This window comes from Bradyrhizobium elkanii USDA 76 (genome assembly GCF_023278185.1).
GTDB lineage: Bacteria > Pseudomonadota > Alphaproteobacteria > Rhizobiales > Xanthobacteraceae > Bradyrhizobium > Bradyrhizobium elkanii.
This window is the reverse complement of record NZ_CP066356.1, coordinates 7547428-7562085: the sequence shown is the minus strand read 5'-3', so window position 1 is coordinate 7562085 and position 14658 is coordinate 7547428. Positions and strand designations below refer to the sequence as shown.

Annotated in this window: 14 protein-coding genes; 7 read left to right on the top strand and 7 right to left on the bottom strand. The window is 58.8% G+C overall.

The genetic code is table 11. The features are described from left to right. Positions 1 to 440 precede the first annotated feature (440 nt). Together JEY66_RS35785 and JEY66_RS35780 are read right to left on the bottom strand one after the other, a co-directional pair. Positions 441 to 1184 carry an OmpW/AlkL family protein gene (locus tag JEY66_RS35785; protein WP_016848180.1) on the bottom strand — a complete coding sequence of 248 codons (744 nt, stop codon included), beginning with the start codon at positions 1182 to 1184 and terminating at the stop codon, positions 441 to 443. A 453-nt stretch (positions 1185 to 1637) separates the two neighbouring features. Beyond that, positions 1638 to 2141 (bottom strand): ArsC/Spx/MgsR family protein, encoded by a 504-nt coding sequence (locus tag JEY66_RS35780; protein WP_338075584.1) that lies wholly within the window; start codon positions 2139 to 2141, stop codon positions 1638 to 1640. 709 nt (positions 2142 to 2850) lie between these two features. On the opposite strand from JEY66_RS35780, the gene nifH reads away from it, so the two are divergent. The 7 genes from nifH (at position 2851) to JEY66_RS35745 (ending at position 10434) form a co-directional block, all read left to right on the top strand. Then, complete coding sequence (nifH, locus tag JEY66_RS35775) at positions 2851 to 3735, top strand: nitrogenase iron protein (RefSeq protein WP_026192307.1); 885 nt, start codon at positions 2851 to 2853, stop codon at positions 3733 to 3735. Positions 3736 to 3871: 136 nt separating this feature from the next. Further along, entirely contained in the window at positions 3872 to 4585 is a 714-nt protein-coding gene (locus JEY66_RS35770; RefSeq protein ID WP_210291207.1) for a nitrogen fixation protein NifQ, read from the top strand. A 378-nt stretch (positions 4586 to 4963) separates the two neighbouring features. Further along, positions 4964 to 6151: a homocitrate synthase gene (gene nifV, locus JEY66_RS35765; RefSeq protein WP_016848184.1), complete on the top strand. Its 1188-nt coding sequence runs from the start codon at positions 4964 to 4966 to the stop codon at positions 6149 to 6151. Between the two features lie 191 nt (positions 6152 to 6342). After that, on the top strand, positions 6343 to 6684 hold the full coding sequence (nifW, locus tag JEY66_RS35760) for a nitrogenase stabilizing/protective protein NifW (RefSeq protein ID WP_016848185.1): 342 nt from the start codon (positions 6343 to 6345) through the stop codon (positions 6682 to 6684). Between the two features lie 986 nt (positions 6685 to 7670). After that, positions 7671 to 8777, top strand: coding sequence for an electron transfer flavoprotein subunit alpha/FixB family protein (locus tag JEY66_RS35755; protein ID WP_016848186.1), 1107 nt, complete (start codon positions 7671 to 7673; stop codon positions 8775 to 8777). A gap of 13 nt (positions 8778 to 8790) precedes the next feature. Beyond that, positions 8791 to 10098: an FAD-dependent oxidoreductase gene (locus tag JEY66_RS35750; protein WP_018269930.1), complete on the top strand. Its 1308-nt coding sequence runs from the start codon at positions 8791 to 8793 to the stop codon at positions 10096 to 10098. A gap of 39 nt (positions 10099 to 10137) precedes the next feature. Next, the gene (locus tag JEY66_RS35745) at positions 10138 to 10434 is read left to right on the top strand and encodes a ferredoxin family protein (RefSeq protein ID WP_016848188.1); all 297 of its coding nucleotides are present in this window, start codon (positions 10138 to 10140) and stop codon (positions 10432 to 10434) included. A gap of 233 nt (positions 10435 to 10667) precedes the next feature. Here JEY66_RS35745 and ahpD read toward each other — a convergent pair whose 3' ends face one another. The 5 genes from ahpD to JEY66_RS35720 all read right to left on the bottom strand — a co-directional run bounded on the left by ahpD (position 10668) and on the right by JEY66_RS35720 (position 14501). After that, entirely contained in the window at positions 10668 to 11216 is a 549-nt protein-coding gene (ahpD, locus tag JEY66_RS35740; protein ID WP_016848189.1) for an alkylhydroperoxidase, AhpD family, read from the bottom strand. Between the two features lie 6 nt (positions 11217 to 11222). Then, the gene (locus JEY66_RS35735) at positions 11223 to 11777 is read right to left on the bottom strand and encodes a peroxiredoxin (RefSeq protein WP_026192308.1); all 555 of its coding nucleotides are present in this window, start codon (positions 11775 to 11777) and stop codon (positions 11223 to 11225) included. 355 nt (positions 11778 to 12132) lie between these two features. Continuing rightward, positions 12133 to 12810 carry a DUF2478 domain-containing protein gene (locus JEY66_RS35730; protein ID WP_018269931.1) on the bottom strand — a complete coding sequence of 226 codons (678 nt, stop codon included), beginning with the start codon at positions 12808 to 12810 and terminating at the stop codon, positions 12133 to 12135. After that, positions 12794 to 13990 carry a molybdenum ABC transporter ATP-binding protein gene (gene modC, locus JEY66_RS35725; RefSeq protein WP_080650312.1) on the bottom strand — a complete coding sequence of 399 codons (1197 nt, stop codon included), beginning with the start codon at positions 13988 to 13990 and terminating at the stop codon, positions 12794 to 12796. The genes JEY66_RS35730 and modC overlap by 17 nt, the downstream gene beginning before the upstream one ends. A 28-nt stretch (positions 13991 to 14018) precedes the next feature. After that, positions 14019 to 14501 (bottom strand): hypothetical protein, encoded by a 483-nt coding sequence (locus JEY66_RS35720; protein WP_225161258.1) that lies wholly within the window; start codon positions 14499 to 14501, stop codon positions 14019 to 14021. Between the last annotated feature and the right edge of the window lie 157 nt (positions 14502 to 14658).

Here is a 14658-nt window from a genome sequence, read left to right as displayed (position 1 = left end):
AGTACGTGCCCAACACGGGACTGCTTACTTGTCGCTATGGCGTTGGTTTCAAGAACATGCGCTACAAGGTAAGCCTTGATCGGATTCTACTCATGATCGGGGCCGAAGAGCCCTGAGCTCATGTCCTTGCAAGTGCGGTCGTTCTCTCGCAGGGGGCGACCGCCTTGAATTCTTGGCGCCGATAGGCAGGCGGCCGCTTCTGCTAATGCCGGGAAGCACGAGCAGGAGCCTATCACTAGTGGCTCGATTTGATTGTTTTCCACCACTTACCGACACATCCGTGACGCACAGCGCGAGCAATGCTGGGAGTGGCTCCTGGTCACCGGCGAGACGACGCGTCTTTACGCATCATCTCGCTGGCGTTTGTACTGTATTATAACGGAGAGACGCGTCCGGCGACCCGGCGCGTCCGGGAAGTTCACTGAAGCGTGTTTCCAGCCTCAGAACTTGTAGGTGATGCCACCGCTGACGAGCCATGGGTCGATATTGGCGCGACCAGTGACGGCAATCGCATTGTTCACGGTCGCCGAATAATCCGGCCGCAACCACAACTTCTTCACGTCGAAGTTGAGGCCCCAATGGCGGTCAAGCATATAATCGAAGCCGAATTGGACCGCGGCGCCGAACTGGTTGGCGATGTGCAAATCCGTCACGGCAAGGCCGGCGAGCGACGTATTGGCAGCCGATTGGTTGAAGAATACGGTGTAGTTGATGCCCGCGCCGATGTAAGGCTTGAGCGGGCCGAAATCGGTGAAGTGATATTGCAGAGTCAGCGTTGGCGGCAACAGCCAAGCCTTGCCGATATCTAGTCCATTTAGCTTACCTGTGCCGCTGATGTGATGGCGGCTCACACCGAGAATGAGTTCGGCGGCAACGTTTCTTGTGAAGAAATAGGTGATATCGAGCTCCGGTACCGCTTGGTCGCTGATCGATAGCCCGGAGGCTGGCGAGGATAGCGGCGACGCCCCGGCGACATTGACGGAGCTGCCTGCGGTATCCGGTAAAACGCCGAGAACGCGCAGGCGGATCATCCACGGATTGAAGGGTTCGATTGGGGGGGCTTTGTAGTAGATAGGGGCCTGCGCCAGATCGGCGGCCTGAACCGACATGCTGGCCAACGAGCTCGCGAGCGCGAGCAGCGATGTCGTCGTCAGAATTGCTTTGATCCTCATCGAATTCTCCATTCCAAAGTTCGCGCGAAGAGTCGCGCGAGACCTCTGTCACACATGGGAGACGGCGATTGATTTGATGCTGATCAAAATGGCGGCGCACGTAGCGCAATTATGCAGCCACGTTGCATAAGGATCACGACCACGAAGCTCCGTGGTTCTGTCCGTATCGTTTATTCAGTTTAACATTCCGTCTGAGCCGAATCTATTCAATAACCGTGTCTCGGCTCAAAGCTCTGATCAAATCCCGGCTGCAGGAATCTTGTGCGCGATAGAACTGCGGTGGTTTCCCACACCGCAGGCGACGACATGTCTTATTCAAACCGAGCAATCTGAGCGCCGCTGGTTACGAAGAGCCACGCACGTCGGCCGTCTCGCCGAACATGCCGTCGGCCATCCTGACAAAGCGATAAGGCAGGATCGTTGTTCGCATTGGTTGGCGGCGCAGTCGTATGATCGATCGTATCCTCACATCTGCGGGCAGTGCGTGCCCTGTTGTTCGTGGGAGCATCCCTCAAGGTCACCTTGCGCGTCCCGGCCAAGCAACGACAGCACGGCTTCATGATCGAATCCGGCGCATCTTGCACCATCGACGTCGATCAGCGGACGTCTGATCAGGAGCGGATCTGCCAGCATTAACGTCAGTGCGCTCGCTGCGTCGATTGCGTCAGGATTAACTTCGCCTGACCTGATACGAGGCGCGGCTCGGTTGAACCAGGATGCAATCGGCGTCCTGCCGAAGAAGTGTCGCAATTCCTCCGCAGCCCACGGCTCCTTCAATATATCCTTGGCTATCACGTCATGGCCAGCGGCCTTCAGCGCCAGCATCTGACGTGCATTGGTGACGCAGCCGGGTTTTTGATAAAAGACGATTGTCGCCATGGTCTGCTTATGTGGGTTCGCTGAGCTGAACGATCGGCGACGGGTTCCGCTATGTCGGAGAGCGCAGTTGACGCTCGTGCAAATGATCACACATAAGCGGCTTGAGCACCGTACCGTGCTTGCGCCCCTTCTTAACGTCTTCGTTGGACGATTAACTCATCAACGAGAATTGGCCTTTCATGTCTCGCAAACGAAGCGCGGGGCAGAACCGCAGCTAGTTTCGATCCGAGGCACCCTTGTAAGTCGCTTCTTGCTGCCTTCAGGCTCAGGCGCGTCGTTCTGATCAGTTGGATCAATTGGTCGGTGAGCCGCACAATTTACCTCGCATCATCGACCACGAACCCCATCGCCGGTCACATGCCTTAGAGATGCCAACCTCGACTGCATCTCGCTCTGCCAAAATTGCCGACCACTGGCTTGCAAGAAGAGGAGCAAGTCCCGTTCCATTTGAGAGCATTGGATCTGGTCATGCCAAGCTGCCGTTTTCCAGCCTGATTGGTTGGCCGGTGTTCGTTTTCTGACAGCCGAGCGGATCCTGTCCGGTGCAAAACACTCCGGGGTTGTTCAACGGCTCGTTGGCTTTTTAGAATGCAATCAGAAGCTTAATGAGCGCGGACAGTGTTGGCATGACGGTTGCTATTAAGCGGCAGCAACACTGAGTGAGGGCTGAGTGCACGCCGACGCATAAGGCGAGCGATGCGCTCCTTCCCTTGAACCCGTGTGCCCCGTTTCTGAGAGAGAAACAAGCTCGCGTGTAGGAAGCGCGCAACTTTTGGCAAATCGGTTGATGGAGAACAACATGTCTTCACTGAGACAAATCGCGTTCTACGGAAAGGGCGGCATCGGCAAGTCGACCACTTCCCAGAATACGTTGGCGGCACTGGCCGAGATGGGTCAGAAAATCCTGATCGTGGGATGCGATCCTAAGGCGGACTCGACCCGCCTGATCCTGCATGCCAAGGCGCAGGACACGATTTTGAGCCTTGCAGCGAGCGCCGGCAGCGTGGAGGACCTCGAACTCGAGGACGTGATGAAGGTCGGCTACAAGGACATCCGCTGCGTGGAGTCCGGCGGTCCTGAGCCGGGTGTCGGCTGCGCCGGCCGCGGCGTCATCACCTCGATCAATTTCCTGGAGGAAAACGGCGCCTATGAGGACATTGACTATGTGTCCTACGACGTGCTCGGCGACGTGGTTTGTGGTGGCTTTGCGATGCCGATCCGGGAAAACAAGGCGCAGGAGATCTATATCGTCATGTCCGGAGAAATGATGGCAATGTATGCCGCAAACAATATCTCCAAAGGCATCCTGAAATACGCCAACTCTGGCGGCGTGCGGCTGGGCGGCCTGATCTGCAACGAGCGGCAGACCGACAAAGAGCTGGAACTGGCGGAGGCGCTGGCCAAGAAGTTGGGCACTCAGCTGATCTACTTTGTGCCGCGCGACAATGTGGTGCAACATGCCGAGTTGCGCCGCATGACGGTGCTGGAGTATGCGCCCGAGTCGAAGCAGGCCGATCACTATCGCAATCTTGCGACCAAGGTTCACAACAATGGCGGCAAGGGCATCATTCCGACCCCGATCTCCATGGACGAGCTCGAGGACATGCTGATGGAGCATGGCATAATGAAGCCCGTCGACGAATCCATCGTCGGCAAGACCGCCGCCGAGCTCGCGGCCTCGTAAGGTCGCGGGTCGCGGCCTTGTGAAGGCGCGCGACGGATGCCGGTCTCCCTCACCCCCCATCCGGGGAGACCGGCATTCTGACGATCACCCGGCCAGCTAGAATGGGACGGGGCAAACGTGACGCTGTAAAAGATTCATGCCCAAAGCGAACTTCCATCCGTTTGCAGCTGTTTGCGCCGACGCGGGCAGCGAGGTGCAAAGAGGAATTGCGACCTATCGAGCGCTCACTGGTGTGCCTCCCGAAGAGGCCGACATTACGACCGACAGCAATTTCGATTGCCATGTCCTGGCGTCAATTCTGGCGGCCGCCTCGATGGATGGTGGCCCGCTTCCCGAGAAGGCCGGCCTGTCCGGCCACGAGCTGGCGGCCCTGCTGGACCACCATTTTCCATCGATCGGGGTCAAGGTGTCGGAGCAGCTCCTGGCTTTCAAGTGCGATGAGAACGACGAAATCGCAATGGTGCGCGATCTCTTGCTCAAGCAACGCTCAACGGAAGGACGTATCGGGGGTTGGCTGGCCGCGATGATCGCACGCCGCGCCATAGAGCCAAACCACTTGTGGGAAGATCTCGGATTACGCAATCGTGGCGAACTCTCTCGGCTGCTAAGTCGCCACTTCGCGCCGCTCGCCGCGCGCAATAACAACAATATGCGCTGGAAGCGCTTCTTCTACCGCTCGCTGTGCGAGGATGAAGGCCTCGTCATGTGTACAACGCCCGTTTGCACGCAATGTAGCGATTTCAATCTCTGCTTCGGCGAAGAAAGCGGCGAGAGCCGGATGGCAGAACGTCGGCGTGACGTTCTGTTGCAGACGGCTCGCCCGGTCATCGGCGTCGACTGGCCCATTTAAGCCGTTGCAAGGCTCGATCGCTCAAGTCAGCTAGAACCCGCGCGCGCTTTGGCGAGTTCAGCAGGAACTGGAGGGCGCGGCCTAACGCCGTTTCGATGCGCGCGCGACCATGGGTCTAAGGCGGGCGGGCCACAAATACTCCGCGACATTCGTGCCTGCCGGCGTGTCGCAATCGCGTTAACATTCGAGCTCGGTGTTGCGAGTGGCAGGATGAGCCGTCCGCTTCATAAGCCTGTCGCGTTTGCGACAATCAATTAGCGAAGGCAAGCTAGCCGCTGAAGTAAGCATATTGTTTTCAACGGGTTAAAAAGCGTGGCGGGCTGGCATGGGGGTTGCTGAAGCGCCTGTGGGTCAAAAGCAATGAGGAGCCCTTTCGTGATGGCCGCTACCAAGACCGCCAAGCCGGCTTGGCCCGAGCAGGCGAGCGCCAAGCCGACCGTGCTCAACGACACGACATTACGCGACGGCGAGCAGGCGCCTGGCGTTGCGTTCACCACAGAGGAAAAGCTGGCGATCGCGCAGGCGCTGGCGCGGGCCGGCGTGACGGAGATCGAGGCGGGAACGCCCGCGATGGGCAACGAGGAGATCACCGCCATCCACGCAATCGTCGAAGCAGAGCTTCCGCTGACCACCATAGGCTGGTGCCGGATGCGCGAAGCCGACATCGACGCGGCGATCGAAGCGAAGGTGTCCATGGTCAATGTGTCGATCCCGAGTTCCGATATCCAGATCGCGGCCAAGCTTGGCGGTCGTCGCGACCTGGCGCTGGAACAAGTGAAGCGAGTGGTAGGTTATGCACGTGAGCGGGGACTTGAGGTTGCCGTCGGCGGCGAGGACTCCTCCCGCGCCGACATCGACTTTCTCATCAGACTGATAGCCGCGGCAAAATCGGCGGGAGCGCGTCGCTTTCGTATTGCCGATACGCTCAGTGTGCTCGACCCGGACACAACCTCCGCTCTGGTCGGAAATTTGCGGGCGACCACCGATCTCGAACTTGAGTTTCATGGTCACGACGATCTCGGCCTCGCAACCGCCAACACGCTCTCCGCCATCAAGGCCGGCGCGAGCCACGCCTCGGTAACCGTTATCGGCCTCGGCGAACGGGCTGGAAATGCACCGCTCGAGGAAGTCGCGGTCGCGCTCAAGCAGCTCTACAGGCGCGAGACCGGCATCATACTTCCGGAACTCGAGAAGGTCGCCGCAGTGGTTGCAGCGGCAGCCGCACGTGCGATTCCTCTGAACAAAGCCATCGTCGGAGAGCATATTTTTACGCATGAATCGGGCATTCACGTGGATGGCCTTTTAAAAGATCAACGTACCTACCAGTCGCTTGATCCGGTTCTGCTTGGGCGCCGCAACAGTTTTGTGATCGGTAAGCATTCCGGGCTGTCGGCGATCACCGCGTTGCTCAATGAATTACAGCTCGTCGCCAGCGCCGACCAAGCCAGACAGATCCTGACGCAAGTCCGCAAGCATGCCATAAAGCACAAGGTGCCGGTCGAGCGCGAAACAGTAGCAGCGATCTGGCGCGATGTGTGCGGATACTTGTCGCCCCACCCGGCCTGAAGAGGCGTACCCAGCAAGATCTGGACAGGCTATTCGAAAACCAAGCGCCGCGAGGACGGTATCGGGCATCGTTAATCGACGGCCACGACGGCCTGCCTCAGCATGGTCGCGCGAGGTTGGCTGCAGCAGGATCACCAGGCGGTGCCGCGCTGTCGCCGATCGTCCACGTGCCAATTCAAAGGGAGTTTTCGATGAGTAACTCGCACCCATCAGCCGGTATCCTGGATCGGCTCAACAAAGCCTCGTCCGCGGAAGAGTTTTTTTCACTGCTAGGCGTCGAATACGACCCCGGAATCGTCAATGTCGCGCGCCTTCACATCCTAAAGCGCATGGGACAATATCTTGCCAAGGAGCAATTCGCTGGTGCCGCAGAACCGGATATCAGAGCTCGTTGCAAAGCGATGCTGGAACAGGCCTATGCCGACTTCGTGGCATCGTCGCCAATCGACCAGCGGGTGTTCAAGGTTTTGAAGGATGCTGTTGCAGACCATGACAAGCCGATGGCCTTTGTCCCATTGAGCGAGCTGAAGTGATCTCGCGCTTTCAAGGTTTGTCACCAAGTGTGGCGTGGTGATGATCCCTCGTGCAACCTTCGTCTTCTTCCGGATCGACTCTCCGCAGCCATGGCTCGCGCGGCGCTGTCGTATTCCCGACCCATGTTCGGAGTGGTCGTGTCCTGGGGATTAGCAGCCCTTCCAAGTGTCCCCTAAGTCATTGCGTTCGCCTAATCTTCCCCGAGTTTTGCAACTGGTACGACACTTGCTGTTGTCGGGTCGATCCGGTCATCGATGCAGACAAATGGTAGCCGTTCGAGATGAGATTTGAAGGAAGACCTTTCACGCTACGTCTACTGCCGGCCGAGTTGTGCGGCATCATCTCGTGGTTCACGCTCGCGCAGTGGCACCCCAAATTGCTTTTGACGCAATTGAAACTGCCATCGAGCCCGCGATGGGAGGCAATGGGTAACTCGCCCGTCAGCGCCACACCTCGGAAACGTATGCATATCATCGTCCAAATCAGGCGGGTGCCCACTTGCGCGCAGATCCACAGCTACCTCAGAGCCGATAGCAACATGCGCCAGGAAAAGAGCCAAACCTCCCCTGCGAGTCGGCGGCGCTGGCGGCCGAGCACTCATCGCATGAAAGTGCGGTGGCATCGACCGAGTCGTCATGGCCGATGCGGAGCGCTAGGCCGAAAGCAAGGTGCAGCTATTGCGCAGCAAGCGGACCGGCGTAATCAGCCATGGAGAGAGTCAATTAGAGTGACCGCAGTGGCCAGGCCGCCTTGCTGGCGCTTGTCGAATAGAGCGCGCAATGAACCTGTCTTGGGGCCATCTCGGAACTTGGCCAGCCAGATACGTTCACCCCGTGCGACGCCTCTCGTTGCGCGGTCGGGCCGCGCCGAGCAAGCGGAAACAACGAGCAGCAAGCCATCTGCTGATCAAAAGTGATCTCCAGCCAGCCGAAGTAGAAACCAATCCTGTGGCGCGGGCGCGCGCATTTTGAGGGGAATTTAAAGCATGAGCAATGTCACCAAAACGGCCGCGCCGGCGGCCGGCCGCGCGGCGGCCAAAAAGGAACTTCCGGAGCACTTCAAGGCCTACAAGCATGTCTGGGTTTTTGTCGAGCAGGAGCGTGGCCAGGTGCATCCGGTTTCCTGGGAGCTCATGGGAGCGGGGCGCAGGCTTGCCGACAGGCTGAAGGTGAATCTCGCCGCGGTCGTTATCGGTCCGGAGGGGCAGCCGACGCGCAACGCCGCGCTGGAGTCATTTTGCTATGGCGCCGATCTGGCCTATCTCGTGAGCGACAATGTATTGTCGGATTACCGCAACGAATCATACACTAAAGCGCTAACCGAACTCGTCAACACCTACAAGCCTGAGATCCTGTTGTTAGGCGCGACGACACTCGGTCGCGATCTTGCAGGTTCGGTGGCGACCACCTTGTCGACGGGACTCACAGCCGACTGTACTGCGCTCGACGTCGACGCCGACGGTTCGCTTGCGGCGACGCGTCCGACCTTTGGCGGCTCGCTGCTGTGCACGATTTATACCTTGAACTATCGTCCACAGATGGCAACCGTCCGCCCGCGCGTCATGCCGATGCCGGAGCGCGTCGTACGCGATGCCGCTCGTATCATCATCCATCCGCTTGGCCTTGTTGAAGACGATATCGTCACGAAGGTGCTGACGTTCATTCCCGACCGGGATTCCGAAACGTCAAATCTAGCCTATGCCGATGTTGTCGTCGCCGGCGGCCTAGGACTGGGATCGCTCGAGAATTTTCGGCTGGTGCGCGAGCTAGCAACTCTGCTTGGCGCCGAGTATGGCTGCTCGCGTCCTCTGGTGCAGAAGGGATGGGTGACGTCTGACCGGCAGATCGGCCAGACCGGCAAGACCATTCGGCCAAAGCTCTATATTGCGGCCGGCATTTCCGGCGCGATCCAGCACAGGGTCGGCGTGGAGGGGGCGGACCTGATCGTCGCCATCAATACCGACAAAAACGCGCCGATCTTCGACTTCGCCCATGTCGCGATCATCAGCGACGCCATGCAGTTGCTCCCGTCGCTGACGGCCGCATTTCGCGCCAGGCTTTTGCCGGATTCGCGCGCCCGGCTCGCGGTCTAGAGGAGATGCCGTGATGATCGAAGAGAGGTTTGATGCGATCGTGGTCGGAGCCGGTATGGCTGGAAACGCAGCGGCGTTGACCATGGCCAAGCGCGGCATGAAGGTGCTGCAGCTCGAGCGAGGCGAATATCCGGGATCGAAGAATGTGCAGGGCGCAATTCTCTATGCCGACATGATGGAAAAGCTGATCCCCGAGTTTCGCGGGGAGGCGCCGCTCGAGCGCCATCTGGTCGAACAGCGGTTCTGGATGATGGACGATCGCTCGCATGTTGGCATGCACTACCGCTCGGATGACTTCAACGAGGAGCGGCCGAACAGATACACGATCATACGCGCGCAGTTTGACAAATGGTTCTCCTCGAAGGTGCGGGAGGCCGGCGCGACCGTGCTGTGCGAGACGACAGTCACCGAGCTCGTACGGGACGACCGCGAGAGGATCGTCGGGGTTCGTACTGATCGCCGCGACGGCGAAATACACGCCGACGTCGTCGTGCTGGCCGAGGGTGTCAATGGCCTGCTCGGGACGCGCGCGGGCCTGCGGTCGCGGCCGAAACCCGATAATGTGGCACTCGCGGTGAAGGAAATGCACTTTTTGCCTCGCGAGACTATCGAGGCCCGTTTCAATCTCAAGGGCGACGAAGGCGTTGTGATCGAGGCGGCCGGTACCATTTCTCGCGGCATGACCGGAATGGCTTTCATCTATGCCAACAAGGAGTGCATTTCGCTCGGCATCGGCTGTCTCGTCGCTGATTTCCAGCGCACCGCCCAGACGCCCTACGGCATGCTCGATCATTTCAAGCAGCATCCGTCCGTGGCGCCGCTCATCGCAGGTTCCGAAGTCAAGGAATACGCGGCGCATCTCATTCCTGAAGGCGGCTACAAGGCAATCCCGCAGCTCTACGGCGAGGGCTGGGTGGTGGTCGGGGACGCGGCACAGCTCAACAATGCCATTCATCGCGAAGGTTCCAATCTTGCGATGACTTCAGGCCGCATCGCGGCCGAAGCGATCGCCCAGGTAAAATCGCGCCGCGAGCCGATGACCGCGACAAATCTGTCGCTCTACAAGAAGATGCTCGACGAGTCCTTTGTCATCAAAGATCTAAAGAAGTACAAGGATATGCCGATGCTGATGCACACCCATTCGCAAAACTTCTTCCTTACCTATCCGCAGCTTATTTCCAAGGCGCTGCAGAACTTTGTACGTGTCGATGGCACGCCGAAGGTTGAGAAGGAGAAGGCGACCTTGAAATCCTTCGTCAAGGCGCGGTCATGGACAGGTCTGTTCGGCGATGCGTGTCGTTTTACCCGGGCCTGGCGCTGACCGGCAACAGTGTGAAGTCCAGCAATGGAAGATCAAAGCATGAATGTCGAGCCTACAGTACGCGTCGAAGACAAGCTGTACTACAACCGCTATCTTGTCGACGTCGGTCGCCCTCACGTCACGGTGCGCGCGCACACGACGCCGTCGCCACAGCTACTTGCGCTTTTGAGCGCCTGTCCCGCGCGATGCTACGAACTCAACGACAACGGCCAAGTTGAGATAACCGTCGACGGCTGCATTGAGTGCGGCACCTGCCGTGTGATCGCCGAACCCACCGGTGACATCAAGTGGAGTTATCCGCGCGGCGGTTACGGCGTGCTGTTCAAGTTTGGGTGAAGTGCAACAAAGGGCCGCGATGTGATCGCCATGAGACGGGGGATTTCACCGCCTTTGCGGGCATTCTGGCTCATCTGCACTGCAGGTGGATTCGAACGAGGCGCGCAGCCGTGGGGGACGCCCGGCGAGGCACAGCTTGAGGATATTACACCCGCTCTGGACCGGCGAAGGATTGGTTGTGGCACCATTGAGTGGTGCCACAAACGGAGTCGATTCGACGGCGCAAAGGATATTTAGCCCATCGCCGTGGAAGGAGCCGGGCCGGCGGCCTCGATCGCAACCGCCACTGATTGCACAATCGCAGCAAAGCGCACGGCAGTCTGGATCACTCCGGAACTGACGCCCTCAGCCCGCAGCGTCTTCTCGTGAGCGTCGACACAGGCACCGCAGCCGTTTATGGCCGAGACTGCTAGCGACCACAGCTCGAAATCGGACTTATCCACGCCGGGATTGCCGATCACGTTCATGCGCAGCCGTGGCGGCATGGTCTTGTATTCCGGGTTGGATACGAGATGAACGAATCGGTAGTAGACGTTGTTCATCGCCATCACAGAGGCTGCAGATTTCGCTGCGGCGATCGCCGCAGGCGTCATCACGGCGGTGGCTGCCGCTTCAATCGCGGTAATCAGGGCTGCATTGCGAGTGGCAATGGCGCTCGCCAGCAGCAGGCCGTATTGTCGCTGCGGCGACAGCGTATCATCGGCCAGCAATGACGCAAGGTTAAGCCTGACGTCCTTGGCGAAATTGGGAATCGTCTCATTCAACTGCTCAATCGACGACATGCCGCCTCACGCAACCTTCAGTGTTTCGCCGCCGACTTCGCGGTTACAGGGACAAAGTTCGTCGGTTTGTAGCGCGTCCAGAACGCGGAGCGTGTCCTTGGGGCTACGCCCGACATTGAGATTGGTCGCATAGATGTGTTGGATTGTGTTCTCGGGATCGACGATAAAGGTGTAGCGATAGGCGACGCCCTCGGGCGAACGCACGCCAAGGCCATCGACTAAGGTCCCTTTTGTGTCGGCAAACTGCCAAATCGGTAAATTGTGCAGGTCTGCATGCGAGCGCCGCCAGGCAAGCTTGCAGAACTCATTGTCAGTCGAACCACCCATTACGACAGCATCGCGATCGGCGAATTCCTTGGATAGCCGGCCGAACTCGGCGATCTCGGTCGGACAGACGAACGTGAAATCTTTGGGATAGAAAAAGATGATCTTCCATTTTTCGGGGAAGCTCGTTTCGGTCAGCGTCTCGAACGCGCTGTGTCCTTCTTCTTCATGCGCCTGAAAGCCGGGCTTCACGCCAGTGATTTCGAACGGCGGCAACTGACTTCCAATTCCGAGCATGCTGACCTCACAAGTTTGCTTTGCGTTTGTGCCATCACTGGTGAAGCAAGCTATATGCCATCCGTTCTCAAGATCGGATTGTCAGCGGCCCGGGCGCAGGCATCTGATCGTGAGGTCCGATGGCTCTCACATCCGCCTCCATTGCGCCGCGTGGAAACGCGATGCTCGATCGCTTGGAACCGTCGGTGAGCGCGTGCGTATATCACGAGTGGGGTACCGCAGTTAAAAAGTCGCAGCCAGATTCCTCGACCAGCGATTGAACCGCTGGTCGAAACGGCTACTTGCCTACCGAGAATGGACCTCGGCGCTGGCGGCACAGCATCCGGATATCTCACGGTGTGAAACGGCTGCGAAGCTAGGGTTGTTTTTGTAGGCCGTGAAGGAGCGCAACCGGCGATTCCGGAGCCGACCTTGGCATTATTCTCGCAACCGTCATCAAGCTGTCCGGTATCATAGTCCCCAAATAGCTCCAGCTGGGATTGAAAGCGCGGCGTCGCGCCGGGCGCGTGGCGACGTCGCGCCACCATTCCTCTACGGCTTGACGATCGCAAGGGAGCAGCATGCCACCATCACCCGTAAAAGCGCTCCAATCGACAAGGGAATTTCTTGGAACAGCTGTCAGGAGCGGCACACCCCGAGTGATCGCGTCAACAAATTCAGCTCGCAGGCCGCGGCCAACCGCTTCTTGTTTGGCGAATTTGCTGATCACGAGGAGATCGACTTTGTCGCGAAGCGCTTGGGAAACGACAACTGCGGCCTCAGCTAGTCCGTTTGTATCGAGCGTACAGGACGCTGCCCCGCTGCCGAGTAGCTGGGAAATCGAGATCTCTCGCCCTGTCGCAACGTCGACGGCGAGCATAACGTGCGTGCCGTTTGTATTTATAAAGTGTCGCTGGACGATGCCGCCGACGCGTACGTCATGCCGCGCGAGATCCTGGACGAAATCGGCAATCAGCCTATCGGCATCGTCCTTTGGCTGGTAGAGAATCGCCGCCAAAGCTGTCAGATCGACGTTGTCAAAATTGTCGATCATGGCCGTGATCCGAGTTCTGTTCGTTTCGGGTGTCGGCGCGCCGCTGTAGAGCATCTCCGAGTGGTATCGCAGGCGTTATGAGCAACCGCTCGGGGGTTGAGACCGGCAAGGCTCGCGCGACCTCGGCGAATACGTCCATTCCGTTGCTGAGCCCTAGCGTATCATAGGAGCGGCGTGTGATGCGGGACAAAAGCGGCACGCCCGAACGGCCAGTTTCGAGCGCTAGAACCAACGTGATCTCCGATTCGTCGAACGGAAGGGAGGCTTTGATGCGTGCCGGAAAGACATTCAGGAAGGAGCTTGCGCGTGGAGCCTCGCGCACGATGCTGACATCGGCGGCTGCAATGCGCAGCCGTAGCTGCGCGCCAGGTCTGAGCGGCGGCCCAGGTATTAGCAGACGCGCGCCTCTGAGGCGGACGATGATGAGTCCATAGCGCCCGTCGTAGCCGCCGACCACGGTATCAACGCAAACCGCCGCTTCGCCACGCGCGGCAAGCGCTGGATGACTCTGAACGACTTGAAGCGGTCCGGCCGCAGTCACGATGCCATCTTTCATCATGACGAGATGATCGGCAAAGCGCTCGATGTCAGCCATGTCATGGCAGACATAGATCATCGGCAACCTGAGCTCTTCACGCATGCGCTCGATAAATGGCAGAATCTCGCGCTTGGCGGGACGGTCGAGCACAATGAGCGGGTCATCCAGCAAAAGTAGCCGCGGTTGGGCTAGTAGCGCGCTGCCTAGGGCAACTCGCTGTCGCTCGGCGCCAGAAAGATGTGACGGAGAACAGTCAAGCAGTGACGCTAAGTCGAGCAACTTGACCACACCTTCAAAGTCGATCAGTGTCACCCTCGATTTCGATGCATTGTACAGAAGGGTGCGCTTGACAGACAAATGAGAAAAAAGAATGGGTCGCTGAAATACATATGCGACAGGGCGCAGATGAGGCGGTCGAAACGTCGTCTCGTTCTGCCAAATTTCACCATCAACGCCGCAGAATCCACTCGGTAGAGGCTGGATGCCGGCGATGCAACGCGCGAGTGTGGTCTTGCCGCACCCCGGAGGACCGAAAATCGCCGTGACACCTTTGGCCGGTACGATGAATTGCGCATCCAGCGGGATGCCTGCGGGAGCACCGTTGAAGGCGACTTCGATATAACCCGGCCTTGCTTCTCTCACCTGCCCGCGCCTATGCTGTATCTTTCCATCAAATCACGAGGAGAATGGCCGCAAAGGCGATGATCACCATGCCGCCGACAATCCATTCTGCTTGGCTCCAGCGCGGCGTCGCCGCCCCGAGGAAGCCAAAAGGCGCGGGGGCAGCATTGCAGATCGACGGTGTTACGACAGCCGGCATCTTGAGCGTCTCCGCGCCATTGAGGATCGTGGCAATCGAACGCTGCCGGGCGCGCATACCAATCACACACGCAAGGCGGGAATCCAATACCGCGGAATCCTCAGGCGGCTTGGCTGGACGCCGATTGTCCGCTGGCTGAACTGGCAAGGCTTGCGTCGTTTGGCTGTAGAGGTGTCGGCTACCGCCAGAGCTTGATGCCGCCTCGGGGCCAGCAATCGGCTTGAAAGTCGCCAGAGCTTTGGTGACCAATATGAAGTGTGCGCCGGTGCCCTCATTCATGGCTTCCGCAACGTCAGGCGCAAGCAGCATCAAAGCCAGATCGAATAGGATCAACCGGATAAACCTTATTGGGGCCCTGAAGATGGATCGCCACGACTGCTTTCGTCGCGGTAGCTCCTTGCTGCTCACCCAGCAATCTGCGTGCCGGTTCGAAAAAATGGCGCACGGCCCGCTTGGCTCATGTGAAACTCTTATATGTCCCACCCAGCGT